This window comes from Methylobacterium guangdongense (genome assembly GCF_038442355.1).
GTDB lineage: Bacteria > Pseudomonadota > Alphaproteobacteria > Rhizobiales > Beijerinckiaceae > Methylobacterium > Methylobacterium guangdongense.
The window spans coordinates 1-25,486 of record NZ_JBBXMX010000010.1; the positions used below are offsets into that span (position 1 = coordinate 1).

Here is a 25,486-nt window from a genome sequence, read left to right on the forward strand (position 1 = left end):
CCGCGCTCACACAGAGCCGGCGCCCCGGACCAGCCGCACACACTTGGCGCGGGGTGGAGCAGCCCGGTAGCTCGTCAGGCTCATAACCTGAAGGTCACAGGTTCAAATCCTGTCCCCGCAACCAAATACAACGAACCAACCGAAAGCCCGCCGCGCTGACCACGCCGCGGGCTTTTTGTCGTCCGGCATTCGGAAACGCCTCCCAAATTGCGATCAGCGCGGCTGGATGGTCCGTCTGGCAGGGGAAGGGGCTTCAGCCGTCTTCATTCAGCGCGATCCCGATTCTGCCGAACGCAACCATCTCGAAGGGAGCGAGGGCATCTGACAATGTCATCCTCTTAAAGCGCCGCCGGCCCACGTCGCCCTGCCGGCGCGATCGTGCCGATCTTGCATCGACTTTGGACGACGCACACCGCAGAGTTGGCCTGAGCGGCACGCCGCTTTAAGATAACGTGGGGTACGTCGGATCACGCGGCGTAGGGGGGAGCAGCGACGATGATCCGGACGGGCGGCACGACCGACCTCAATCGGGACTGAAGAGCGCCGTTTGCGCGTTTCCCGTTCCGCCAACACAGCAGTCGAGATCCGCACGCGTCGCGCGCTGCAACGGCTGATGCTGGCCAGTGCAAGCGCGCTGCTGTTTCTGGCGGCCGCACCGCATCCGGCGCAGGCCTTCGACCTGTTCGGCCTGTTCGCGAGCGAGCCCGAACCGCCGGCGCCGAGTCCCTCCGCCCTACCGTACAGTGTCCGGATCACCGGCACCGACGATTCCGATCTCCTGCAAGCCGTACAGGATACCTCGACCCTCTATCGCCTGCGCCAGGAGCCGCCCCCTGACGGGGAAGGGCTGCTGCGCCGGGCCGAGGCCGATCGCGCCAAGCTGGCCGATGTCCTGTCGGGCTACGGCTACTACCAGGGCACCGTCGCGATTCGCGTCGATGGCGCTCCGGTCGCCGGGCGGGAAGCTGCGGCGGTCGGCGCCGCGGAGGCGTGGCGCAACCGCGGGCTCGTCCCGGTTCGGATCACGGTCGATCTCGGGCCGCTCTATCATCTGCGCCGGATCGTCGTGCGCGATCCGGCCGGCCGCGCGTTTCCGGAGGCGATTCTGCCGACGCGGATCACCCGCGTCGATGAAAATGTCCCAGCGCGCTCGGCCACGGTGCTGGCCCGCGAGGCGCGAATCGTCGATCAGTTTCGGGCTCAGGGCCACCCCTTCGCCAAGGTGATCACCCGCGACCCGGTCGTGGATGACGCAGCCCACGTCATGGATGTGACCTTCACGGTCGATCCGGGTCCGGTCGCGGGCCTCGGTCCGGTGGCGGTCAGCGGCGCGCCGGGCATCGACCCGGCCACGATCCGCTCCTTCATCTACGCCGAGCCGGGCGATCCCTATGCGCCGCAGGCGGTGGCGGCGATCCGGCGGTCGGTCGCTCGGATCGAGGGCATCGGCGGCGTGCGGGTCCGCGAGGGCACGGCGCTCGATGCCGACGGGAATTTACCGCTGTTCGTCGAGGTGACGGAACGGGAGCGCAATCTCATCGGCATCTCGGCGCGCTATTCCACGGTCGATGGACCGGGCGTGCGGGCCTATTACGCCAACCGCAACCTGTTCGGCGGCGGCGAGACGTTCCGCATCGATGCCGACATCTACTATCTCGGCCTCGGCAACGATCCCTTCGCCACCCAGCGCAAGCTCGCCGGCATCGGCACCAACGGACTCGGCGGCCGCCTCTCGGCGACGTATGTCCAGCCGGCGCTCTGGGGCTCGCGCAACGACCTGCTGGCCAATGCCTTCGTCACCCGCGAGGTGCAGCAGAGCTACCTGGTGGATGGCGGCGGCGCCTCAGCGGCGATCCGGCACCGGTTCTCCGATACGTTCTCGGCCCAGATCGGCCTCGACGCGCAGGTCGGTCGCTCCAAGGATGCGCTGGGCACGGTCAATTATCGGCTGATCGGCGTGCCGGCGTCGGTCACCTACGACTCGACCGACAATCTCCTGGATCCGACCCGCGGCGTGCGGGCGATCGCCTCCCTCGCCGCCTATCCGGGGGCGATCTCGTCGCCCGGCATCCTCGTCGCGAAGGCGCAGGGCTCAACCTATTACTCGCTGGACGACGAATCCCGCTACATCCTGGCCGGGCGGATCGGCTTCGGCTCGGTCTCCGGCGCACCGCTCGGCGAGATCCCGGACAATTTCCGCTTCTTCGCGGGCGGTGGCGGTTCGGTGCGCGGCTATCCCTACCGGACCCTCGGGCCGATCGGGCCCTACAACCTGCCGATTGGCGGCCGGAGCCTGCTGGAGGCGTCGATCGAGGCGCGCATCAAGGTCACCGACACGATCGGTGTGGTGCCGTTCTTCGACGCGGGCACCGCCTTCGCCTCCGCGCTGCCGGATTTCCAGGAGAAGATCCGGAAATCGGTCGGTATCGGCCTGCGCTACTACACCGGAATCGGGCCGATCCGCGCGGACCTCGCCTTCCCGCTCGACCCCTACAAGGGCGGGCACGTCCGTCCGGCGGTCCTGTATCTCAGCCTGGGGCAGGCGTTCTGAATGGCTGAACTGACAGGCCGAGCCGGAACACGACGGCGAACCTTCCTCGGCATGGGACGCGGCGGTCTCAGCCTCATCCTGCTCTGTCTTGCGCTGCTCATCCCGGCCACCCTGACGCGGACCTGGGCCGACGAAGGCGACAAGTCCGTCCTCGGCGGCCTCCTGTCCAAGGTGCTCTCGACGCCGTCGTCGCGGGTGGCGATCGGCGCGATCGACGGCGCCCTGTCGTCGGATGCCACCATCCGCGATGTCGCGGTGAGCGACCGCGACGGGGTCTGGCTCAAGCTCGACAAGGCGCGGATCGTCTGGCGCCGACTCGCCCTCCTGTCCGGCCGGCTGGAGGTGGACAGCCTCGAAATCGGACAGCTCGAAATGCTGCGCCGTCCGGTCCCCGGCCCGACCCCGCCGGAGGCGAAGCCCGACGGCAAGCTGCTTCCGGACCTGCCCGTGAAGGTCGAGATCAAGGATTTCAGGCTGGCGGAACTTGTGCTCGGCGAAGCGGTGGCCGGGCAGCCGGCCCGGCTTTCCGCGGAGGGGCGCGCCCGCCTCGGCGCGGCGAGCGAGGGGCTGGAACTCAAGGCCCGGGCGCAGCGCCTCGACGCCCCCGGGCGCTTCCTGCTCAGCCTGCTCTACGTGCCGACCGGCGACAAGCTGGAGCTGAAGGCCAATCTGGTTGAACCTGCGGGCGGGCTGCTGTCCCGGGCGGCCAACCTGCCCGGCACGCCGCCGATCAATTTCGACCTCGACGGGACCGGGACGCTCGACGCGTGGTCGGCCAAGCTCGATTTCGCGGCCGGCCCGGAGATCGGCGCGAAGGGCGGCGCGAAGATCTCGCGGATCGGTGCCGAGCGGCGGCTCGCCCTGGATCTCGCGGCGCGTATCGAGGGGCTGGTTCCGGGACCGGCGGCCTCCGTGTTCGCCGGCACGACGCAGCTCGCGGGCGGCCTCGCCTTCGCGGATAGCGGCGCCTTCCGGATCGACCGGCTGGAGCTGACCTCGCGCACCGCCCGGCTCGCCGCCGGCGGGAGCCTGAGCGCCGACCGGATCGCCGATCTCACCCTTCAGGCCCGGGCCCTGCCCACCGAAGGCAGCGTGACGAAGGCGGGCGAAGCCGAGATCGAGAAACTCGTGTTCGACGGCAGCCTGAAGGGTCCGATCGCGACGCCGACCATCCGCGGGATCCTCGACGCGGCGGGTCTGCGCAGCCGCGAATCCGCGCTCGACCGGGTCGAGGCGCGCCTGGACGTGACGCCCCAGGGCGAGCCCACGGCGCAGCGGTTCGCCATCAGCGCGGACGGGACGGTCGTGGGCCTGCGGCTCGCCGATCCGGCCCTGCGCCGGGCGATCGGAAGCCGGGCGCAGCTCACCCTCCGGGCGGGGACCGGGCCGGACGGGGTGATCGACGTCACCACGCTTCGACTCGAGTCCGAGACGGCCAAGGCCGCCTATGCGGGTCGGGTCGGACAGAACACCCTGACCGGCACCCTCGACGCGGCGCTGCCGGATCTCGCGGTCTTCTCCGGCCTTGCCGGGCGCGGGCTCTCCGGCTCCCTGGACGCAAAGGCCCGGCTCAGCGGCGATCCGGCCCGGAAGGCCATCGCGGCCGATCTGTCGGTCGCCACCGCCGGCCTCGCGACCGGGCTTGCGGCGGCCGATCATCTTCTGGGGCGCTCGCCCACGCTGCAGGGACGGGTGTCGCGGTCCTACGACGGCTACGGGTTCGATCACCTGCGCCTGGAGGGGCAGGGCATCGCCGCGACACTGCAGGGCGAGGCCACCTCACAGCTCGCCGATGTGACCGGTCGGCTGGACCTCCGTAGCCTGGCGGATCTCGACCTCCGTCTCACCGGGCGCGCCGCCGTCGATGCGCGGCTGACCGGCTCCCTGGAGCATCCGGACCTGACGGCGACGCTCACCGCGCCCGCCGCCACGGCGGACGGCAAGCCGATCCGCAATCTGCGCGCCGACGCCCTCGTCAAGGATGCGCTGCTGGCGCCAGAGGGCAGCGTGAAGCTCGCCGGAGACGTGGCGGGCAAGGCGCTGACCGGCGACGCCCACGGGGCGCGCTCCGGGCCGGACTGGGTGCTCGATCGGCTGACCCTCAATCTCGGCTCGGTGACGGTGGCGGGCAGCGCCACGGTGGCGGCCGAGACCTGGCTCACGGCCGGATCGCTCACCGTGCGGGCGGGTAATCTCGAGGACATCGCGCCGCTCGCCCCGGAGCCGATGGCCGGTCGCCTCGACGCCGCCGTGACGCTGTCCCGCGACGGCGGCCGCCAGGATGCCGCGATCCGCGCGACCGGTGCCGCCCTGCGCTACGGCGGCACCGCCCTGACGCGCCTCGACGCCGATCTGAGGGGCCGCGATCTGCTGGCGCATCCGGTCCTCGACGGGCGTCTGGAGGCCGACCGGCTCGTCGCCGCCGGCCAGCAGATCGACACCGTCCGGCTCGTCGCCAACGGCAGCCCGGCCTTCAGCGACGTCACGCTGAGCGCCAAGGCCCGCGGCTTCGGCCTCGACGGGGCCGCCCGGATCGTGCCAGCTGCCGAGACCCGCATCGAGCTTCAACGCTTCTCGGCTGCCCGCGGGAACGACCGTTTCGCCCTGGCCGGACCGGCCGCCATCACCCTGCGGGACGGCGGCGCGGTGATCGACGGGCTCGTCGTCGCGGCGGGCAGCGGCCGCGTTTCGGTCGCGGGCCGGGCCGGGCGCGACCTCGACCTGAAGGTGGCGATCCGGGCGCTGCCCCTGTCGCTTGCCCGGATCGCGGCGCCAGACCTCGCCCTCTCGGGCGCCCTCGACGGGGAGGCGGATCTGCACGGGCCGGCCGACAGGCCGGAGGGGCGCTACGCGCTTACCGTCTCTAAGCTCGTCGCGCCGCAGACGCGGCAGGCGGGGCTGCCGGCGGTGGATGCCAGCGCGAAGGGCACGCTGTCGGACGGTCAGGCCAGCATCGACGGCCGGGTCACCGCCGGGCGCGGCGTTGCGCTGACGGTGGCTGGCCGGATCCCGGTCGAGGCCGGCGGGGCTCTGGACCTCCGCGGCCGGGGCACCCTCGACGCGGCACTCGCCAACTCGCTCTTGAGCGTCAGCGGACAGAGTGTGGCCGGGACGGTCGCCATCGACGGCGGCGTCACCGGCACCTTGGCGGCGCCCCGGGCGCAAGGGTCGGCGACCCTCACCGGCGGCAGCTTCACCGACCCCCTCAACGGCATCCGGCTCACCGGGATCGAGGGGCGGGTCACCGGGCGGGGCGACAGCCTTGTGGTCGAGCGCCTGAATGCGGCGACCCGTAACGGCGGCCGTGTCTCCGTGACCGGCCGCGTGGCGCTGCAGCCGGATTTCCCGGGCCAGTTCCATATCGTCGCGGATCGGGCCGAGCTGGTCTCGAGCCCGTTGATGACCGCCGTGTCGAGCCTCGACCTCACCCTCGCCGGCCCCCTGGCGCGGACGCCACGGATCTCCGGCCGGGTCGATGTCGCCTCGATCGACGTCGCCGTGCCGGATCGGCTGCCCGCCACCGTCCGACCCCTGCCGGGGGTGCGCCACGTGAACACGCCGCCGGAGGTGCGCGCGCGGCTGACGCAACGTGCCGCGCGAAAGGCCGCGGCGACGCCCGGGCGCAGGCCGAAGAAGCCGGCCGTTCCCTTCGATGCGACGCTGGACGTGGCGATCGACGCCCCGAGCCACATCTTCGTGCGCGGGCGGGGCATCGATGCCGAGCTCGGCGGCTCCCTGCGGGTCACCGGAACCTCGCTGGCGCCCAACGCGGTCGGCGCCTTCGCGATGCGGCGCGGCCGCTTCGAACTGGTCGGCCAGCGCCTCGACTTCAGCCGCGGCCGGCTGACCTTCGCGGGCAGCCTGACCACGCCCGAGCTCGATTTCGCCGCCGAGACCAAGGCCGGCGACGTGACTGCCCGGGTGGCGGTCAGCGGACCGGCCGACGCGCCGCAATTCGCCCTGACCTCCGATCCGGTGCTGCCGCAGGACGAGATCCTGTCGCGTCTGCTGTTCAAGAAGGCGGCGGGCGGGCTCTCGCCGTTCCAGGCCCTGCAGCTCGCGCAGGCCGTGGCTCAGCTCTCGGGGGGCGCCGCCGGGCCGGATGTATTCGAGCAGGCGCGCAAGGGGCTCGGCCTCGACAGCCTCGACGTCTCGACGGGGGCGAGCGGCGGCCCGGCGCTCGGCGCCTCGCGCTACATCTCGGACCGGGTCAGCGTCGGCGTGAAGGCCGGCGCCAAGCCGGCCGACACGGCGGTGGGTGTGGATTTCGACGTGACGCGGCGGATCAAGCTGAAGGGCGAGGCGGGCAGCGATGGCCGGACCAGCTTGGGTGTCGGCGCCGAGTATGAGTGGTGAGATCCCGGCGCGCGAATGCGTCGGACGAACGGCGATGATCTTCCGGGATAGACACCCCCGGTCAAAGAATTACGTTCGGCCCAAGCGGCCATGACAGCCGTGGATCGGGCGGGAAAAACCAAGGGCGATGGACGACCTTTTCGAGACGGACGACGATCCCCCGGTGCCGGAGGGGGGCTTCCTCCGCCTGTTGCCGATCATCAACCGCCGCGGCCTGCACGCCCGGGCCTCCGCGAAATTCGTGCAGACCGTCGAGCGCTACGCCGCCGCGGTCACGGTCACCCGGGCGGGTGAGACCGTCGGTGGCCGCTCGATCATGGGTCTGCTGACCCTGGGGGCCGCCAAGGGCACGCGCATCGCCGTCACGGCCGTGGGTCAGGATGCGGAGGCCTGCCTCGACGCGATCGAGGCCCTGCTCGCCAACCGGTTCGGCGAGGACGAGTAGCGGCGTCAGATTGCCTTTCCGGACCACGTGCACAGGTCCGAGACCAGGCAGCGCGCGCACCCGGGCTTTCGGGCCGTGCAGGTGTCGCGGCCGTGTCGGAACAGCCAGACATGGGCGCCGTCCTTGAACCGCTCGGGGACGCGGTGCGCGAGGCCGTCCGCGACCGCATCGACGGTCGCGCCGGGGGCGAGGGGGATCCGGTTGGAGACCCGGAACACATGCGTGTCGACGGCAATGACCGGCTCGCGGAAGGCGAAGTTGGCGGTGACCTCAGCACTCTTGCGGCCGATTCCCGGAAGGCGGCGCATCTCGATGGCGCTGCGCGGCACGGTGCCGCCGAACTCGGAGATCAACGCCGCCGACAGCTTGACGATGTTGCGCGCCTTCGACGGCCCGAGCCCGACCGGCCGGATGATCTCGGTGATGCGGGCCTCGCCCAGTTCCAGCATCCCGGCCGGATCGCGAACCGCGCTGAACAGCGCCTCCGCGATGCGCGCGACCGTCGGGCCGGTGGATTGGGCGGAGAGCAGCACGGTCACCAGCAGCCGGAACGGGTCGGTGTCGTCGAACCCGGCCTTCGGATCGGGATCCGCATCGGAGAGGCGGCCCATCACGGCGGCGATCCGCTCGGCCGCGTCGGCGTCGATCGGTCGGGCCGGCTTGGCGGGGGCCCGGCGCGGTGAGGATCGAAGGCCGTGGAGGGTGTCGCGTGCCATGCCGGGGACCTAGCGTTCCGGCAGCAGCCCAGACAGGCCCGGCTTGCGCGGCCGATTGACCGCTCAGGCCCGCGCCCGCCGCCAGGGCACCGACGTTGCGCCAGACCCGAGATGTAGGGTGCCGGCCACGATCTCGCCGGCGCGGCGGAGGAACTCGACCCGCAGCGCGCCGCGGCGCCCGAACAGGCGGCTCACCACCCGAACCAGCGAGGCTTCCGCCGGATCGGCGATGATCGGGCGCTGCGCGGTCCGGGCATCGAGGGTGAGGAAGGTCTCGACGGCGTCACGCACCGCCCGCGCCTCGGTGACCGTATGGATCTCGGTCGCCGGGGCCTCCCATCCGACGGGCCGGATGCCGATCAGGCTCGTGGTGGGAATCGACCGCGCGTCAGCCGAACGGACCGCCGACGATGCGAGGCGGATCCGCGGGGATTGCCGAATGGGCTCGACGGCGCCGACAAGCCGAATCGGGCGCCGCAGGGCCCCGAGCCGCGCGCGCAGCGCCCGGTCGACGGCCTCCGCGGCGGCCTGCTCGATGAGGCCGGTGGCCTCGGCTTCGGCCGGCTGCCAGGGGCGGGCCCGCCCACCCCAGATCGGGTGCGGCATCGCCAGCGGCACCACGCCCTGCAGCGCCTCCCGTCCGATCTCCGCGTCGCGGTCCCAGACCAGGGCGATGGCGATCCGGCTGCCGGCGGGACGATGCTGGGCGAGGGGCAGCAGATGATCGGGGTCTCGCAGCGGGTCGGTCACGGCATTCCGGACCAGCATCGCCCGCCACGCCGACACCTCCTCCGAGTCCACGACCGCGGGCCGGTGAAGATCGACCCGCCACCCGGCAGCGCGGTCCGACTCGCGCGAGAGCTCGGCTGCGCGCCCGGGTCCGGCGGACAGGCCGCCCTGTATCACGGTGAAGCGTGGCGCCATCGCGTGTCCTGCCTCTCGACGCTCTGTCCCGTTTCGAGACAGCTCGGCGCCGTTGAGGCGCCCTCTGGCCGGAGCGTTTCAAGGCCGATGCCGCGCCGATGCGGCGTCAGGGACCCGGGATCGCCAGGGGGTTGTCGGTGAGGGCGGCCGCGTCCGGCGCATCGATCCGCGGACGGCCCAGGAACGCGTCCCAGAGCTGGCGCACGAAGGCCGGATCGAGATCCTTCAGGATCAGGACGAGACGGGACGTGTGGTCGGGATCCGGCCAGGCCGGCAGGGTGAGCGGCGCGTGGAAGACGTGCTGGACGCCGTGCACCACCAGCGGCCGTTCGGGATCTTCGGCCAACGCCACGATACCCTTCAGCCGCAGCAGCTTCGGCCCGTGGCCCGACCGGAGCAGGTCCATGAACATCTCGAAGGCGGTGTGCGGCACGGGCGCCGCGCTGGTCAGGCAGACCGCCTGGATCGATGCGTCGTGCCGGTTCACGTCGGCAGGGGCGTGATCCGCCTGCGCCAGAGCCTCATCGCCGAGCCACGCGCGCACGTCGGCGCCTTTGCCGTCGAGGCCGAACAGGCCGCCGAGCAGCGTCTCCGCCGGGGTATCCGGCGCGAGGATCGGGGCACCGGGATTGAGCTCGGCGATCCGTGCCCGGATCGCGGCGGTATCGCCTGCGAGATCGGCCTTGGTGAGCACGATCCGGTCCGCGATCGCGGCCTGCCGGACCGCCTCGGGATGCGCATCGAGGGTGTCGGCCCCGGTCACCGCGTCCACCACGGTGATGACCGCCTGGAGCCGGAACCGGAGCACGAGGTAGGGATGGTAGATCAGCGCGTGCAGGATCGGCGCGGGGTCGGCGAGGCCCGTGGTCTCGATCACCACGCGGCGGAACGCGCCGATCCGTCCGTTGTCGCGCTTGCGCAGGAGGTCTTCGAGGGTCGCGATCAGGTCGCCCCGCACGGTGCAGCACAGGCAGCCCGCGCCGAGCAGGATCATGTCCTCGTCGACGGTCTCGATCAGCAGGTGGTCGAGGCCGATCTCGCCGAACTCGTTGACGATCACCACCGTGTCGGCGAGCGCCGGATCACGCAGCAGCCGGTTCAGCAGCGTGGTCTTGCCGGCGCCGAGGAAGCCGGTGAGCACTGTGAGCGGGATCGGCTCGGGGCGCCGCGGATCCGGGGCGGGGGTAGGGCTGAGAGACATGCCCGCGAGGTAAGCTTCCCCGGCGCCCACGGCAACGCGGCGGCGCCGGTTGGGGGCGCCTACTCGTCCGCGGAAGCCTTCTTGGCGGCCGGCTTCTTGGGGGCGGGCGGCTTATGGGCGGCCGATTTCGGGGCGGGTTTCGACAGGCCCTTGCCGGGCTTGGCCTCCGGCATCGACGGCGTCGTGGTGGAGGTATAGGCGCTCGCCGCATGGGGGAGGCCGTGAGCCGGCTTCGCGGCGACCTTGGGCGCCGCCTTCGGTGCGGACTTGGCTGCCTCCTTGGTGGCCTCCTTGGCGGCCTTGGCGCGTTCCGCCCGCTCCGCGCGCGCCTGCTTTGCCGCCTCGATGGCCGCGAGGCGCCTGGCCTTGGCGGCTTCGAGCTTGGCGGCGCGGCTGTTGGCGGCCGCGGCCTTCTGCTCGGCCTCCTGTGCGTCGAGGATCTGCTGGCCCTCAGCGGGGTTGCGGCCGATCCAGACGGCGATCGGCTGCAGCGGCGCCCGGGGCGGCAGGGAGCGGGCGCGCAGGGCCGGGTTGTTGAAGGCCGCCATCGCCAGCGCCGGCGAATTGGCCGCCGCACCGCCGATCAGCTGCGCGGCCGAGCCGGGGGCGGTGAGCGCACCGGGGCCGTCCTCGATGGCCGGAGGCTTCTTCCCGCCGCACACGTAGGGCCGCATGTCCGGCGGCGCGGGGAGCGCCGAGGCCGGCAGCGCGTCGAGCGTCGGGCTGGTCCAGCCGGCGCTCTGGCCGAAGGCGTAATCGAACAGGTCGGCGGCCTTCACATCCCGCTCGCGCGGACTCGGCTGGCCCATCACGATGGTGACGATCCGGCGACCGTTGCGCGTGGCGGTGGCCACCACGTTGAAGCCGCCCGAGCAGATGAAGCCAGTCTTCATCCCATCCGTGCCGGGATAGCGCCCGAGCAGGCCGTTGTGATTGGCCATGACGGCGCGGCCGAACTGGATCGCCGAAATCGAGAACAGGTCGTGGTTATCCGGAAAGTCGCGGATCAGCGCCCGGGCCAGCACCGCCATGTCGCGGGCCGAGGTCCACTGGCGCGGGTCGGGCAGGCCGTTGGGATTGTACCAGTGGCTGTCGCGCATGCCGATCCGCTGTGCGGTCTCGTTCATCAGCGTGGCGAAGTTGTCGATCGAGCCGCCGAGAGTCTCGCCGATCGCGTAGGCGATGTCGTTGGCCGACTTGACCATGATGATCTTGAGGGCGTTGTCGAGGGTGAGCTGCGTCCCCGGCTTGAAGCCCATCTTCGAGGGCGGCTCGGCGGCGGCGGCGGCCGAGATGGTGATCATTGAGTCGAGCGAGACCTTGCCCTGCCGCACGAGATCGAGGGCGACGTAGGTTGTCATCAGCTTCGTGATCGAGGCCGGGTACCAGGGATCGGTCGGGGCCTGCGCGTAGATGACCTTGCCCGAGTCCACGTCCGCCACGAGGATCGGCACCGTGACCGCGTCCGCGGCGCGGATCCCGGCGAGGCTTGCGCCGAGGAGACCCGTGAGCGCCGCGAATCCGACGGTGAAGCGCCGGAGGAGAGAAGACGACATGCGTGCCCGACTCGTCTGAGGATCGCCAGGATCGGCGCCGCAAGGCGCCGCGGGTCCGGCCGACGGGCCGGATGGAGGGCGCAACCCGAACGGCCGCCCCTCGGTCGCCGCGCTGCACCGAGGCATCAACGTGCCCACCGTGGCAAGAGCAAGGCGAGAGCGGAGCGCGGCCCTGCGCGGCGCGGTTGTCTGTGGTCCCCGATCCGCACAGCGCCTATCTGCAGCCGGCGGGCCGCGTGGCCTTTGGTGCGAGACACAGACTGGGACGACGGTGAGTTACGCGGTCAAGGAACTCTTCCACACCCTTCAGGGGGAGGGCGCCCAGGCCGGGCGCGCGGCCGTGTTCTGCCGTTTCGCGGGGTGCAATCTCTGGTCCGGCCGCGAGGCCGACCGCGCCGCCGCGTCCTGCCGCTTCTGCGATACCGATTTCGTCGGCCTGGACGGCGGGGGCGGTGGCCGGTTCGAGGACGCCGCCACCCTCGCCACAGCCATCGCGACGACGTGGATCGGCGGACCGGAGAACCGCTACGTCGTCTTCACGGGCGGAGAGCCGCTGCTTCAGCTCGACGTGCCGCTGATCGAAGCCGTTCACGCGCAGGGGTTCGAGATCGCGATCGAGACCAACGGCACGCTCCCGGCGCCCCCCGGCATCGACTGGATCTGCGTCAGCCCGAAGGGCCGCAACCCACTGGCGCAGACGACCGGACAGGAGCTGAAGCTCGTCTACCCGCAGGCGGACGCCGACCCGGCGGATTTCGTCGGCCTCGACTTCGCTCACCGCTTCCTCCAGCCCCTCGACGGGCCGGGCCGGATCGCCAGCACGGAGGCCGCGATCGCCTATTGCCGCCGGGATGCCCGCTGGCGCCTGTCGCTCCAAACCCACAAGATGATCGGGATTCCCTGACGCTGCGACAGGTCTCCCGGGCTCACGGTTCGGCGGCTCACGCACCCATGGCCGCGCGTTGCGCGCGCGCTGCCCGGATCGCCGAACGCGCATGTCGTCCGCCGGCCAGATTCGGATCCGGCTCTTCGCCGGACAGCACCGCGCGCCGAAGGGCCACGAGGGCAGGCTCGCCCCAGGCATCGAGCAGACGCCCGAACGCCGCGTGGCGTGCCGCGTCGAACGGGATCGGCCGGCCGGTCGCGTCCTTCATCGGATGGGCCGGGTGCAACGCCGCGACGGGCACCCAGCCCTGCGGGATCGGCGCGGTGGCCGCATGGGTCCGCCGCAGGCGAAGGAGTTTCGGAAGGATGTGGCTGTGCGGCCCGGGATCGGCGATGCCGCCCGGCGGCGGGATGGCCGTGTACACCTCGATCCGACCGATGCGGGCGATGAACACGCGATGCGGGCTCGCGGTCCTGAGCGCGGCCACGGCCGGGTTGCCGGGCTCGAGGAGCGGCCGGCCGCTCGCAGACCGCAGCTGCGCGATCAGGTCGGGATCGGCCACGCGAACGCAGGCATCGATCGCGTGCAGGCCCAGGCCGAGATCGAACAGGATACCGTCGCGGTTCCGCGGCCGGGCCGCCGCGACGTCCGGACCGAGTTCGGTCAGCACCGCACGCCGACCCATCGCGCACGCGGCGGATGGCAGGCAGAGCGCGACCGCTTGGCTCCAGCCGCCCGTGAACCCGGTCTCGTAGGCCAAAGGCCGCAGCGCCGGCGGCGCGACGAGGGCCAGCGCGCCGCGATCCGTCGCGAGCCCGATCCGCCCATCGTCGAGCAACTGCGCCGGCTCATCGGGATCCCGGTGGAAAGCCGCGACGGCGCCGTAGCTGCCGAGACTCCACGCGCAAGTCGGGTCAGCAACCTGGGCGCGCAGCAGCGCTTCCACGGATCGCTCTGACGGATCCGCCATCGGCCCCCGCGTAATCGGCACCGCACGCACACGCCTTGACACGGATGTCGAATGACCGGAAGTCGCAACTCGATCAACGAGGTCGGGTTCGGCGACGCGGACGGCCGGCTCGGGCCGGGCACGCGCGAAGCCGCTCGCAGCGCCTCGCCACGGGAACCGCGGAAGGGGCGCTGGCATGGACGTCTTCGAGACCGAGATCCCGGACGTGAAACGCATCGTGCCGAAGCGCCTCGGCGATGCGCGCGGCTGGTTCTCCGAGACGTTCCGCGTCGATGCCATGGAACGCGCCTGCATCACTAACACCTTCATTCAGGACAATCAGTCCTTCTCGGCGCCGCAGGGCACAATTCGCGGGCTGCATTTCCAGATCGCGCCCCGGGCCCAGGCCAAGCTGATCCGCGTGCTGCAGGGCGCCATCCTCGACGTGGCGGTCGACATCCGCAGCGGCTCGCCGACCTACGGCAAGCACGTGGCCGTGACGCTCGACGCCGAGACCGGCACGCAGCTCTTCATCCCGCACGGCTTCGCCCACGGCTTCTGCACCCTCACCCCCGACGTGATGGTCGCCTATAAGGTCGACGATTACTACAGTCCCGAGCATGACCGGTCGCTCGCCTGGAACGACCCTGAAATCGGGATCTCATGGCCGGTCTCGGCCGAGGCCGCCATCCTGTCCGACAAGGATCGCCGCGCGCCGAAACTGGCGGATCTCGGCCCCGTCTTCTGACCGCCGCGGCCATGCGGCCGTAATTTAGTCACGGGGGCGGTCTTCTGACCCCCTGCCAATCCGTTCGACGATCCAAAGAGGTACTCTGCCATGCGCATCCTGGTGACCGGAGGCTGCGGCTTCATCGGCTCGGCGCTGGTGTTGCATCTCGTCAACGACCTCGGCCACGAGGTCTGCACCCTCGACGCGATGACCTATGCGGCCAACCCGATCTCCCTGTCCGGGCTCGCCGACAATCCGCGCCACCGCCTCGTCGAAGCCGATATCTGCGACCGCGACGCGGTGCAGAAGGCGTTTGCCGATTTCAAGCCGCAGGCGGTGATGCATCTAGCCGCCGAGAGCCACGTCGATCGCTCGATCACGGATCCGGGCGCCTTCGTGCGCACCAACGTCATCGGCACCCAGACCATGCTGGACGGTGCCCGCGGGTATTACGAATCCCTGCCGGAGGCGGACAAAAAAAGCTTCCGGTTCCTCCACGTCTCGACCGACGAGGTCTACGGCTCGCTGCCCCCGGACGCCTTCTTCACCGAGGACAGCCGCTACGATCCGCGCTCGCCCTACTCGGCCTCGAAGGCGGCCTCTGACCACCTCGCCCGCGCGTGGCACGAGACCTACGGCCTGCCGGTCCTGGTGACGAACTGCTCGAACAATTACGGGCCGCGCCACTTCCCGGAGAAGCTGATCCCGCTGATGATCCTCAACGCCCTGGAGGGCAAGAAGCTGCCGGTCTACGGCGACGGTCAGAACGAGCGCGACTGGATCCATGTCGAGGACCACGCCAAGGGCCTCGTGGCGGTGCTGGAGCGCGGACGGATCGGCCAGACCTACTTGCTCGGCGGCCGGGCGGTGCGCAACAACCTCGCGGTGGTGAAGGGCCTGTGCGCGGCCTTCGATCGGCTGCGGCCGCAGAGCGCTCCGCACGAGCAGCTGATCAGCTTCGTCGCCGACCGTCCCGGCCATGACCGGCGCTACGCCATCGACTGCACCAAGGCCGAGACCGAACTGGGCTGGCGGCCGCAAAAGACCTTCGAGCAGGCGCTGGAAGAGACCGTGGCGTGGTATCTCGACAACGAGAGCTGGTGGCGCCCGATCCGCGAGGGCCGCTACAAGGGCGAGCGCCTGGGGCTGAACGGCTGATGGACATCCTCGTCCTCGGCGGTGCCGGTCAGGTCGGCACCGAGCTGCAGGCCCTGTCCTGGCCGGCCGGCGTCTCGATCCACGCGCCCGGCCGGTCCGAACTCGATATCACCGATGCGGATGCCGTGGCGACGACCCTTGATGGCCGCGCCTATGGCGCAGTGATCAACACCGCCGCCTATACGGCGGTCGACAAGGCCGAATCCGACGTGGTCGCGGCCTGGCGCCTCAACGCGCTGGCCCCGGCCATTCTGGCCGCCGCGACGGCGGCCCGAAAAATCCCCCTCGTTCACGTCTCGACGGATTACGTCTTCGCGGGCGATAAACCGGAGGGCGCCTACGCGCCCGACGATCCGATCGACCCGCAGAGCGTCTACGGGGCCAGCAAGGCCGCGGGCGAGCTGGCGGTGCGCACCGGCAACCCGCGCCACGCGATCGTGCGGACCGCCTGGGTGGTGAGCCCGCACCGGGGCAACTTCGTCAAGACGATGCTGCGGCTCGCCGGTGAGCGCGACGCGCTGACCGTGGTCGACGACCAGCACGGCTGCCCGACCTCGGCCGCGGACCTCGCCGCCGCACTCGCGGCGATCGCGCAGCGCCTCGCGACCGACGCGTCCGCCCCCACCGGCACCTTCCACTGCGTGAACGCGGGCGCCACGACGTGGTGCGGCTTCGCCGAGGCGATCGTGGCGGCCTCCGCCCGGCGCGGCGGCCGCTCCGTCCCGGTCAAGGGCATCCCGACCTCCGCCTACCCGACACCGGCCCGGCGCCCAGCCAATTCGCGCCTGTCCACCGCCAGCCTCACCGAGGCCTACGGCCTCCGGCCCCGCCCCTGGCAGGCGGCGCTCGACGACATCCTGGACCGGCTCGTCGGGCCGGTCTCAGAGGGAGTATCCAAGCCATGAAGGGCATCGTCCTGGCCGGCGGTTCCGGCACGCGCCTGCACCCGGCCACGCTGTCGATCAACAAGCAGCTCCTGCCGGTCTACGACAAGCCGATGATCTACTATCCGGTCTCGGTGCTGATGCTGGCCGGCATCCGCGAGATCCTGATCATCTCGTCGCCGGAGCACCTCGACAACTACAAGCGGCTGTTCGGCACCGGCGAACAGTTCGGGCTGAAGTTCTCCTACGCGCTGCAGCCGCGGCCGGAGGGTCTCGCCCAGGCCTTCGTGATCGGGCGCGACTTCGTCGGCGACGACGACGTCGCGCTGATCCTCGGCGACAACCTGTTCTTCGGCGCCGGCATGGGCGAGCTTCTGGAGCGTGCCGCGGCGCGGAAGCAGGGTGCGACGGTCTTCGCCTATCACGTCGACAACCCGCAGGCCTACGGCGTGGTCAACCTCGACAAGGCCGGCCGACCGACCAAGATCGTCGAGAAGCCGCAGAACCCGGAATCGACCTGGGCGGTCACCGGCCTGTACTTCTACGACAATCAGGTGCTCGACATCGCCGCCGAGGTGAAGCCCTCGCCCCGCGGCGAGCTGGAGATCACCAGCGTCAACGAGGCCTACCTGCAGCGCGGCCAGCTCCACGTGGAACGGATGTCGCGGGGCTACGCGTGGCTCGACACCGGGACCCACGACAGCCTGCTGGAGGCGAGCGAGTTCGTCCGCACCCTGCAGCACCGCCAGGGACTTCAGGTCGCCTGCCTTGAGGAGATCGCCTACCTGCAGGGCTTCATCAACCGCGACCAGCTCGTGGCCCGCGGCGAGATGTTCGCCAAGACGAGCTACGGCCAGAACCTGCTGCGGCTCTCCCGCGAGAGCGAGGACGATTTGCGCCTGCGCCGGGGCAAGTAGGCGGGGCAGACGCGAGACGCGTCAGCGCGGGGCGCAGCCGATACAGATCCCGCGCATCAGCTTGTCGTTCTCGGCCTCGCGCGGCGTGCGCTCGCGCCGGTCGTCCGCGGTCGCCGCGCCGGCGCCGCGGCTCGGCGGCATGACGCGCCCGACCGACGAGGTGTTGGGTGCGGTCACGGTCGAGGTCGGGCCGCCGCCGGTCCCGGTCTGAGCCTGCGCCAGGGCGGCACCGGCCGCCACGAGGGTCAGGACGATCGAAAGGCTGGGAAGGGTGATCGGGCGGGTCATCGGTCTGGGGCTCCGTGCCGGGTCGTAACGCGGATGCGTCGTTCCGGTTCGCTCCGCCGCGCGATCCCCACCTTTGTTCGCCTTTGCAGACCCGGTCCGGCACCGTATCAGGGGGCCGCTGAACCCGCCGCCGATCCTCGGTCGCATCGAACCTCGGAGCCGCCGCGACGATGCGGGATCCCAACGCGATCGACTTCTGGCGCGGCTTCGCCCTGGTGACGATCTTCATCAACCACATCCCGGGCAACACCTTCGAGCGCTACACCTTCTCGCAATACGGCATCTCGGACGCCGCCGAGCTGTTCGTGTTCCTGGCGGGCTGGTCGATCGGCATCGCGACCCGTGGCCGCGACGGGATCCCGGAGCCGCCGGGCAAGAGCGCGCTGCGGCTCCTGAACCGGACCGTCGAGGTCTATCGGGCACAGCTCACCGTGATGCTGCTGGCGCTGGCCATCATCGCGGGCGCGGCGCTGCTGCTCGACAACCCGCTCATCCTCGAATGGCACAATGCCGGCGGCTTCTTCGCGGACCCGATCCAGTCGGTCTGCGGCATGGCGTTGCTGACCTACCAGCTCGGCTACTTCAACATCCTGCCGCTCTACGTGGTGCTGATCGGCATCGCACCGCTCTTCGTCATCGTCGGCCGGTACAGCCTCGTCGGGACCCTGCTCCTGTCCGGCGGGATCTACATCGCCAGCCTCGTCTTCGAGTGGAACGTGCCCTCCTGGCCCGGGGAGGGGGATTGGTACTTCGATCCCTTGTGCTGGCAGGTGCTCCTGGTGCTGGGCTTCGTGCTGCAGAGATGGAATGGCCGGTCGGATTTCCTGCGCCGCTGGGCGCCGCGGCTGTTCCCCATCGGCGTCATCATCGTCGTCGCCGGGATCGTGCTCGCCGTGACTGAGATCCGGCCGGATCCGATGCTGGTGCCGGAGCCGCGTCTGCTGTTCACGTTCGAGAAGACCTATCTCACGCCGGCGCGTCTGATACATTTTCTGGGGGTATTGTTGGCGTTCGCCCCCGTTTACGCATTGCTCGCCCCCCGAATCGGCCGCATCGTCGGCTATCTGACTCAGCTGGGACGGAACTCCCTGGCTGTCTTCTCGATGGGCTCGATCCTGAGCCTCATCGGACAGCTCGTGCGTTTCCAGACCGGCGGCGGCCTGCTGATCGATATGCTGGTCGCCGGCTCGGGCCTGATCGGGCTGGGATTGACCGCATGGTTCGTCGAGTGGCGTACCCGCAGCAAGTCTCCGAGGCCGCGGACGTGAGCGCGGCCCGCCGACCGCCGTGGCTTCCGGCCGTGACCCTGGCGGCCCTGATGCTGGCCATGTCAGCCTCGCCGCCCCGCGCCGAGCAGACTGTCGATCCCGGCACCGCCGAACCGAGCCTGTCGCTGGAATGCCGGGTTCCGGGGGCGCAGCTCTATACGGCCGCCAGGCTCGGCGCCGTCCAGGCGGCCCTGGCCGAGAAGCGGCCGATCAAGCTGCTGGCGATCGGCGGCTCCGCGGCACCGGGGGCCTCCGCCTCCTATCCGGCCAAGCTGGAGGCGGCCCTGGAACGGGCCTTGCCGAAGGTCGACGTGGTGATCGATCACCGCGGCCTCCCGGGCGAGATCGCCTCCGGCGCCGCCGAGCGGCTGCGCACCATGGTGGTGGAGGCCGAGCCCGATCTGATCGTCTGGCAGGTCGGAACCCACGACGCCATCGCCCGCGTGGATGCCGATGCCTTCGAATCCGCGCTCAGCGAAGCGGTGGCGTGGATCCGGTCCCACGGGATCGACGTGGTTCTGGTCGACCCGATCTACACCGCCAGCATGGCCGCGGATGCCGATTACAACCGGATCGTCGAGGCCGTCCGGACCGTGGCGACGCAGCAGAAGGTCCCCCTCGTGCGGCGCTACGAGGCCCTGCACTACCTGTCGAGCCGTATCGACCGGGGCGAGGGCCATTTCCTGGGGCGGCAGTTCCGGCTGAACGATCTGGGCCTGCGCTGCATGGCCGAGCACGTGGCGCTGACGATCGTCACATCGCTGGCGAAGACCGAGGCGCCCGCGGATCCGAAGGCCGCGCCCGCCGCGCCGCCCTTAACCGGGACGCAACGCGCACCGGGTTAGACCGAACAACCGGAGGTCGGCGCCCCGCCAGCCTTGGAGTTCGGCGTGGAACGCCGAGAATCGTTCCCGATCGCGCCGCATTCGGGAACGGCTCTCCGTCATTGCGTGCCGCACGCTCTTGCGCCGAACCGGCGTCCACTTCGGCGGAGAGCGCTCACGTGTCAGCCACAGCTCTTCCGATCCAGGCTTTCCGGCGCCTGCGCGCGCTCACACGCGGCCCGCAGCGGGTGGCGCTCACGGTCTTCGCGATCCGGGTCGGCTCGGCCGGGTTCGCCTACGGGGCCCAGGTCCTGGCGGCGCGGCTGATGGGCTGGGACGCCTACGGCATCTTCGCTTCGGTCTGGGTCTGGACCGCGATGCTCGGCCATACGCTGACGCTCGGCCTGTCGCAGGGCGCCTGCCGGTTCGTGCCGGCCAACCAGGCGCAGGGCGACCTCGATCTCGCCCGGGGCTACATCCGCGCCGGCGCGCTCATGACCGGCGGCGCGGCGCTCGCGGTGGCGGGCCTCGGTGCGGCACTGCTGTTCCTCGAACCGGAGCTGTTCGCGCCGGCCTATCGCGCCCCGGTCGCGGTCGCCCTCTGCGTGATGCCGCTCTTCGCGCTGCAGGATTATCTGGAGGGCGTGGCGCGCAGCCAGAACTGGATCGGTCTCGCCATCGCGCCGCCCTACCTCCTGCGCCAGACCCTCATGATGGCGTGCATGATCGCGGCGGTCCTGCTCGGCGCCCCGCCGCGCGCGGAGGTCGCCATGGGCTGCATGCTGGTGGCCGCCGCCACCGCGACGGCCCTTCAGGCCGCCCTGCTCGCCGCCCGCCTGCGCCGGGAACTGGCCGATGGACCGCATCGCTACCGCTGGCGGGCGTGGCTCGGCACCAGCCTGCCGATCGCCGCGATCGATCTCGCCAATGCCGGCTTCACCTTCGTCGACGTCATCGTGCTGGGTGCCCTGGTCAGCCCCGCCGAGGTGGGGCTCTACTTCGCGGCGACGCGGATCCAGCAATTCGTCGTGTTCGTGCATTTCGCCGTGAGTGCCGCGACGCTCCAGCGCTACAGCGCCGCCCACGCCGTGGAGAACCGCTTCCTCCTGGCCGAACTGGTGAGGCGGCAAGCGCAGCTCACCGCGGCCGCGACGGTTGCGGTCGGCGGCGCGATCCTGGCGGCCTCGCCCCTGCTCCTGGCGATGTTCGGCGCGGGCCTCGGCGACAGCATTCCGATCCTGTGCGTGCTCGTGGCCGGCAGCGTCGCGGCGAGCCTGTTCGGGCCGGGCGAAGACCTTCTGACCATGCTGGGCGGCGAGCGGCGCTGCGCGGGAATCACCGCGGGCGCCCTCATCGTGGCGGCCTGTCTGTGCCTCGCCCTGGTGCCGACCCTCGGCGCGCTCGGCGCCGCCGTGGCGGTGGCCCTCGCCACCGTCCTGCGCGCGGCCTTCCTCGCCCATGCGGCTGGCCGGATCCACGGCCTGCCGACACCGATCTGGTCCGCGGGAGCCGTCCGATGAGCCGCGCCGATACCGCCCTCCACCATTCCGGCTGGTCGATCTCCGACGCCGCGGTCCCGGACACGCAGGCCTGGGACGCCCTGTTCGCGGCCGCCGCCCACCCGCACCCGCACTACTCGCGCCATGTCCTAGCGGCGCACGGGGCCGCGGGATTGCTGCCGTCCGGCCTGCGGTTCGTCAGTGTTCGCCAGGGAGACCGGCTCGTGGCGCTGCTGCCCTGTGCGCCGGGCCGCGACATCACCGCGTTGGGAGGCCGGGTGATGCGGCCGTTCCTCTCGCCCTTCGTGACCGCCACGGCGCCGCTGATCGCCGATGGGCCCGGGCGCGCCGCGCACGCCCATGACCTCGTCGTCGCCCTCGAAGCCGTCTCCGGCGGTCCGGCTTGGCGCTGGCCCCTGCTGCCGACCCAGGAGGGCGCGGTGCCGGACCTGCTGGCGGCCATGCGGGCCCGCGGCTGGTCCGTGGGTACCGTGGCGGCCTTCGACCGCCCGGTCATGGATCGCCGGAGCGATCACGACGCCTTCCTGGCCGGCCACCCGAGCCGCTCCCGGTTCAAGGATCTGCGCCGCCGGACCCGCCGCCTCGCCGAGGCCGGCGCCGTGGGGTTCGAGAGCGCGACCGCGGGGGCGGACCTCACCCGCTTGGTCGCGGCGTTCCTCACGCTGGAGCGCGCCGGCTGGAAGGGGCAGGCCGGCACCGCCATGGCGTGCCGGCCGGAGACCGAGGCGCTCGCCGACGCCCTGTTCGCGGGCGGGGCGGGTCCGGTGGGAGTCCGGGCGGACGCCCTCACCCTCGACGGCCGCCCCGTCGCGGTCAGCCTCGCGCTGGTCGGCGGCGGCATCGCGACGTTGCTGAAGACCGCTTACGACGAGGATCTGCGCAGCCACGCCCCGGGGCTTCTGCTGGAGGCCGAGATCGTGCGCGCCTGCCACGAGACCGGCTTCGCCGACCGGCTCGATTCGGCAACGCTCGACGGCTCGGCCCTGGAAAGCCTCTATCGCGACCGCACCGCCGTGGCGGAGATCATCGCGCTTCCACCGGGCCACCACGGCCTCGCCCTCGAGCGCCGGCTGCGGCTCGCGCGGTTCGAACGGGAGGCGCGCGCCGCCGCCAAGCGGGCGCTGCGGCGGCGGTGATCGATCGCGCCTACCGGACCCGATAAGGCCCGTCGCCCTCGACGCGATCGTAGACGCCATGACCGGTGCGGGCGCGATAGGCGCGACCGGCGATCTCGCCGGGTGTCGGCGGGGTGCCGGGCTGGGCGAAGCTGGTCTCGGGGCGATAGGCCGGCCCCCAGCCGATCTCCTCGTCGCCCGCGGGATCCTTTCCGGGGAAACCGGTGACGTAGCCGGTGCTCTGCGCCAGCACCGGGGTGGCCGCGAGGACCAGGAGGGTCGCGACGCTGACGCGCAATCGTATTGTAGACCGCATTGATCCTATTCTCCGGGCGTGATCCGTTGACCGGATCGTCTGTGGCGTAAACCCCCATCCGGAACGCCGGTTTGCAGGGCGCGCATTCATGCCGCGGCCCTGGCGGACCCGCTCCCGAGGGAGGCGTGCAGGCGAGCGGGCGGCACCAGCGCGGAGACGCGGGCGCATGGAAGATTGGAAAGCGGGGCTCCGGGCCGAACTGCGCGCCATCGAGATTGCGACCGGCGATGCGGCGTCGGCTCAATTGCCGGGCCTGCTCCGACGCCTCCAGCGGCATCAGGCGGGGCTCGGCGGCAATCCGATCTTCGGCCTCTATCGCCGCTGGCGCATCCGGAGCCTCGCCCGTGCCGTGGCGGATGCGCGCTGGCACGCGGAACAGGGCCGGATGGCGCGCCTCGGCGGCCTCGATCCGCGGCGGTAACGTCGAACCGGATCCTGACGAGACGCGGCTAGGCCGCGGCCGTTTCGGCCATCCGAGTGCGACGCGGCGCGACCCGGGCGTTCGAAGCGTCCGATCCGGGATGGTCCGGCGCGTCGGCCTGACCGGCGGGCAAGCGCACGAGCACGATGGTGCCGACCGATTCCTCCGAGCGGATGCGCAGCGAGCCGCCGTGCAGCTCGACGATGGAGCGCGTGATGGCAAGCCCGAGCCCTGATCCCTTGTGGCTGCGGGTCATCTGGGCCTCGACCTGGGTGAACGGCCGGCCGAGCCGGGCGATGTCCGAGCGCCGGATGCCGATGCCGTTGTCGACCACGTAGAGATGCGTGCTCGCCCCCGCGCGTCGGGCACGGACCGCGACCCGCCCCCCGGCCGGCGTGAACTTCACGGCGTTCTGCACAAGGTTGGCGAGGATCTGCTGCAGGGCGCTCGGGTCGGCCAGCAGATGGAGATCCGGTGGCACGTCGGCGCTGATGGTGATCGCCTTCTCGTCGGCCACGGCCGCGAAGGGCGCGATGGCCGACGAGACCGCCGCCTCTGCGGACACCGCCCGGGGGCTCAACCGCACGCGCCGCGCTTCGAGTCGGGCCATGTCGAGGATGTCGTCGATCATCGACAGGAGGTGCGAGCCGCTCTCGCGGATGTCGCGGCAATATTCCGTGTAGCGGGGCGTACCGAGGGGGCCGAGAACCGCGTTCTCCATGACGTCGGCGAAGCCGATGATGGCGTTGAGCGGGGTGCGCAGCTCGTGGCTCATATTGGCCAGGAACTCCGCCTTGGCCGTGTTCGCTGCCTCGGCGACGGCCTTCTGGTCGAGGTAGCGCTCGGCGAGGTCGGCGAGTTGCTGGGTCTGAAGCTCCAGCGTGCGCCGGGAGCGCTTGAGGTCCTTTACGGTCTCGATCAGCTCGCGCTCCGAGGCCAGGAGCCGCTCCTGATGGCGTTTCAGGCTGGTGATGTCGGTCCCGACCGAAACGTAGCCGCCGTCCTTGGTGCGCCGCTCGCTGATCTGCAGCCAGCGGCCGTCCGCCAGCTCGGCCTCGAAGGTCCGGGACGTGGCGCCGCCGGGGGCCAGGCCGGTCTCGGGCGATTCGCGCCGGATCTGCGGCAGCACGCCCCGCCCCATCACCTCCGCGTAGCTCTGGCCGGCGCGGGCATCCTCCGGGCTCAGGGCGTGCAGATGCCGGAACTTCGAATTGCAGAGGACCAGCCGGTTGCCGGTATCCCAGAGCACGAAGGCCTCCGAGATCGCCTCGACGGCATCGCGCAGGCGCATATCGGCCGCCGCGTTGGTCTCCTCCAGGGCCCGCTGCTCGCTGATGTCGGTGGCGATGCCCACGAGGTGCTGGCTGCCATCCGCGGTGTTGACCACGACCTCGGCCCGGGTGCGGAACCAGACATAGGCCCCGTCGGCGCCGCGCATGCGGAAGGCGTGGTCGATATGGGTCTGGTTGGCCGCCACTCCGCGGGCGAGGCTGTAGAGATCGCCGTCATCGGGATGAACGAGGCCGTTCACGTCGCCGAACGAGAGATACTCGTGCTGCCGCCGGTACCCCAGCAGGCTGTACATCGAGTCGGACCAGTAGATCCGTCCCCGGGCGACATCCCAATCCCAGAGGCCGCAGGCACCCCGGCGCAGGGCCGTCTCCAGGCGACCGCGGATCGTCTCGCGGGCGCGATCGGCCCGCGCCGCCTGACGGGTCTGCAGGCCGTAGGCGAGCCCGACCCCGACGATCACGATGGCGGCCGCCGCGATCAGGACGATCTGGTCCCGGGTGCGGGCGCTCCAGCCGCGCAGCAGCGGCTCGATCGGCTGGAGCACCGCCACCTGCCCGGCACCGCCCGGCAGGCTGTGCATGGCGGCCAGAACGCTCTGGCCGTTGGGCAGTTCGAGGGCGATGGCGCCGGCGCGCTCGCCGAGGCCCGAGAGCGGCTCGCTGTCCCCGAGGATCTGGGACAGGGTCTCGAGATCGGCCGGAAGGGGCGGATGGGCCGCGATGATGCGCGTATCGGGGCGGACCAGCAGCAGCCGCCGGCCCGAATGCCGGCCGCTCTCCGGCATCAGCGCACGCAGATCCGCTCCGACGCCGCCCGCGGGACCGACGGCCCGCGCGGCCAGACGCGCGAATCCCTCGATCTCCGCCTGGGCGACCGCCAGGATCTCGGCGCGCTGGCCACGGATGTGGAGCGCCGCGAGCCCGATCAGACAGGCGAGAAACACCGCGAGCGAGCCCGGCACGGCGAACCGCAGCCAGCGCTCGGCCTGCCTGAACCGGGTCTCCTGGCTACGACCCGGCCAAGAAACAGCAACAGTCGATTCCGCACGCGCGGAGAAGGAAGCGGAACCCGCCTCCGGCATGGCCGAACCTCGCCCGTGGGAACTGTGACCCTGTCGGAGCGCTCGGCCCCCCGAATCTCAGTGAATACAATCACCCCGGGGGGCGGT

General features: G+C 71.3%; 21 protein-coding genes and 1 tRNA gene. 14 read left to right on the forward strand and 8 right to left on the reverse strand.

Annotated elements, in window-relative coordinates:
• Positions 1-47: 47 nt before the first annotated feature.
• From AAHG09_RS18730 to AAHG09_RS18745, 4 genes are all read left to right on the forward strand, one after another.
• A tRNA-Met gene (locus tag AAHG09_RS18730) sits at positions 48-124 on the forward strand.
• A gap of 489 nt (positions 125-613) precedes the next feature.
• Positions 614-2,551 (forward strand): autotransporter assembly complex protein TamA, encoded by a 1,938-nt coding sequence (locus AAHG09_RS18735; protein WP_342108960.1) that lies wholly within the window; start codon positions 614-616, stop codon positions 2,549-2,551.
• 51 nt (positions 2,552-2,602) lie between these two features.
• Positions 2,603-6,907, forward strand: coding sequence for a translocation/assembly module TamB domain-containing protein (locus AAHG09_RS18740; RefSeq protein WP_342109162.1), 4,305 nt, complete (start codon positions 2,603-2,605; stop codon positions 6,905-6,907).
• A gap of 127 nt (positions 6,908-7,034) precedes the next feature.
• Complete coding sequence (locus AAHG09_RS18745) at positions 7,035-7,352, forward strand: HPr family phosphocarrier protein (protein WP_342108961.1); 318 nt, start codon at positions 7,035-7,037, stop codon at positions 7,350-7,352.
• Positions 7,353-7,357: 5 nt separating this feature from the next.
• Here AAHG09_RS18745 and AAHG09_RS18750 read toward each other — a convergent pair whose 3' ends face one another.
• The 4 genes from AAHG09_RS18750 to AAHG09_RS18765 all read right to left on the reverse strand — a co-directional run bounded on the left by AAHG09_RS18750 (position 7,358) and on the right by AAHG09_RS18765 (position 11,749).
• Positions 7,358-8,068: an endonuclease III domain-containing protein gene (locus AAHG09_RS18750; RefSeq protein ID WP_342108962.1), complete on the reverse strand. Its 711-nt coding sequence runs from the start codon at positions 8,066-8,068 to the stop codon at positions 7,358-7,360.
• 63 nt (positions 8,069-8,131) lie between these two features.
• Positions 8,132-8,992 (reverse strand): GNAT family N-acetyltransferase, encoded by an 861-nt coding sequence (locus AAHG09_RS18755; RefSeq protein WP_342108963.1) that lies wholly within the window; start codon positions 8,990-8,992, stop codon positions 8,132-8,134.
• 106 nt (positions 8,993-9,098) lie between these two features.
• Positions 9,099-10,193, reverse strand: a complete 1,095-nt coding sequence (locus AAHG09_RS18760) for a CobW family GTP-binding protein (protein ID WP_342108964.1) — start codon at positions 10,191-10,193, stop codon at positions 9,099-9,101.
• 59 nt (positions 10,194-10,252) lie between these two features.
• Complete coding sequence (locus AAHG09_RS18765) at positions 10,253-11,749, reverse strand: D-alanyl-D-alanine carboxypeptidase family protein (RefSeq protein ID WP_342108965.1); 1,497 nt, start codon at positions 11,747-11,749, stop codon at positions 10,253-10,255.
• A gap of 271 nt (positions 11,750-12,020) precedes the next feature.
• Here AAHG09_RS18765 and queE point away from each other — a divergent pair, with 271 nt between their 5' ends.
• Positions 12,021-12,653 carry a 7-carboxy-7-deazaguanine synthase gene (gene queE / locus AAHG09_RS18770; protein WP_342108966.1) on the forward strand — a complete coding sequence of 211 codons (633 nt, stop codon included), beginning with the start codon at positions 12,021-12,023 and terminating at the stop codon, positions 12,651-12,653.
• Positions 12,654-12,690: 37 nt separating this feature from the next.
• On the opposite strand, the gene AAHG09_RS18775 is transcribed toward queE, so the two are convergent.
• Complete coding sequence (locus tag AAHG09_RS18775; RefSeq protein WP_342108967.1) at positions 12,691-13,605, reverse strand: DUF6925 family protein; 915 nt, start codon at positions 13,603-13,605, stop codon at positions 12,691-12,693.
• 175 nt (positions 13,606-13,780) lie between these two features.
• Between AAHG09_RS18775 and rfbC the strand changes: the two genes are divergently transcribed.
• The 4 genes from rfbC (at position 13,781) to rfbA (ending at position 17,273) form a co-directional block, all read left to right on the forward strand.
• Entirely contained in the window at positions 13,781-14,332 is a 552-nt protein-coding gene (gene rfbC / locus AAHG09_RS18780) for a dTDP-4-dehydrorhamnose 3,5-epimerase (protein ID WP_342108968.1), read from the forward strand.
• A gap of 90 nt (positions 14,333-14,422) precedes the next feature.
• A complete protein-coding gene (gene rfbB, locus AAHG09_RS18785) occupies positions 14,423-15,472 on the forward strand; it encodes a dTDP-glucose 4,6-dehydratase (protein WP_342108969.1) in 1,050 nt (349 codons plus the stop codon).
• Positions 15,472-16,377, forward strand: coding sequence for a dTDP-4-dehydrorhamnose reductase (gene rfbD / locus AAHG09_RS18790; protein WP_342108970.1), 906 nt, complete (start codon positions 15,472-15,474; stop codon positions 16,375-16,377). Before rfbB ends, rfbD begins: the two co-directional genes overlap by 1 nt.
• A complete protein-coding gene (gene rfbA, locus AAHG09_RS18795; RefSeq protein ID WP_342108971.1) occupies positions 16,374-17,273 on the forward strand; it encodes a glucose-1-phosphate thymidylyltransferase RfbA in 900 nt (299 codons plus the stop codon). The genes rfbD and rfbA overlap by 4 nt, the downstream gene beginning before the upstream one ends.
• A 21-nt stretch (positions 17,274-17,294) precedes the next feature.
• Here rfbA and AAHG09_RS18800 read toward each other — a convergent pair whose 3' ends face one another.
• Entirely contained in the window at positions 17,295-17,561 is a 267-nt protein-coding gene (locus tag AAHG09_RS18800) for a hypothetical protein (protein WP_342108972.1), read from the reverse strand.
• A gap of 170 nt (positions 17,562-17,731) precedes the next feature.
• On the opposite strand from AAHG09_RS18800, the gene AAHG09_RS18805 reads away from it, so the two are divergent.
• The 4 genes from AAHG09_RS18805 (at position 17,732) to AAHG09_RS18820 (ending at position 22,309) form a co-directional block, all read left to right on the forward strand.
• On the forward strand, positions 17,732-18,829 hold the full coding sequence (locus tag AAHG09_RS18805; protein ID WP_342108973.1) for an OpgC family protein: 1,098 nt from the start codon (positions 17,732-17,734) through the stop codon (positions 18,827-18,829).
• Positions 18,826-19,674 carry an SGNH/GDSL hydrolase family protein gene (locus tag AAHG09_RS18810; protein ID WP_412760055.1) on the forward strand — a complete coding sequence of 283 codons (849 nt, stop codon included), beginning with the start codon at positions 18,826-18,828 and terminating at the stop codon, positions 19,672-19,674. The genes AAHG09_RS18805 and AAHG09_RS18810 overlap by 4 nt, the downstream gene beginning before the upstream one ends.
• A 158-nt stretch (positions 19,675-19,832) precedes the next feature.
• Positions 19,833-21,173: a lipopolysaccharide biosynthesis protein gene (locus AAHG09_RS18815; protein WP_342108974.1), complete on the forward strand. Its 1,341-nt coding sequence runs from the start codon at positions 19,833-19,835 to the stop codon at positions 21,171-21,173.
• Positions 21,170-22,309: a GNAT family N-acetyltransferase gene (locus tag AAHG09_RS18820; protein ID WP_342108975.1), complete on the forward strand. Its 1,140-nt coding sequence runs from the start codon at positions 21,170-21,172 to the stop codon at positions 22,307-22,309. Before AAHG09_RS18815 ends, AAHG09_RS18820 begins: the two co-directional genes overlap by 4 nt.
• Before the next feature lie 10 nt (positions 22,310-22,319).
• Here AAHG09_RS18820 and AAHG09_RS18825 read toward each other — a convergent pair whose 3' ends face one another.
• Positions 22,320-22,604: a hypothetical protein gene (locus tag AAHG09_RS18825; RefSeq protein WP_342108976.1), complete on the reverse strand. Its 285-nt coding sequence runs from the start codon at positions 22,602-22,604 to the stop codon at positions 22,320-22,322.
• Between the two features lie 166 nt (positions 22,605-22,770).
• On the opposite strand from AAHG09_RS18825, the gene AAHG09_RS18830 reads away from it, so the two are divergent.
• Positions 22,771-23,025, forward strand: a complete 255-nt coding sequence (locus AAHG09_RS18830; protein ID WP_342108977.1) for a hypothetical protein — start codon at positions 22,771-22,773, stop codon at positions 23,023-23,025.
• Positions 23,026-23,053: 28 nt separating this feature from the next.
• On the opposite strand, the gene AAHG09_RS18835 is transcribed toward AAHG09_RS18830, so the two are convergent.
• Positions 23,054-25,399, reverse strand: a complete 2,346-nt coding sequence (locus AAHG09_RS18835; protein WP_342108978.1) for a PAS domain-containing sensor histidine kinase — start codon at positions 25,397-25,399, stop codon at positions 23,054-23,056.
• Positions 25,400-25,486: the final 87 nt, after the last annotated feature.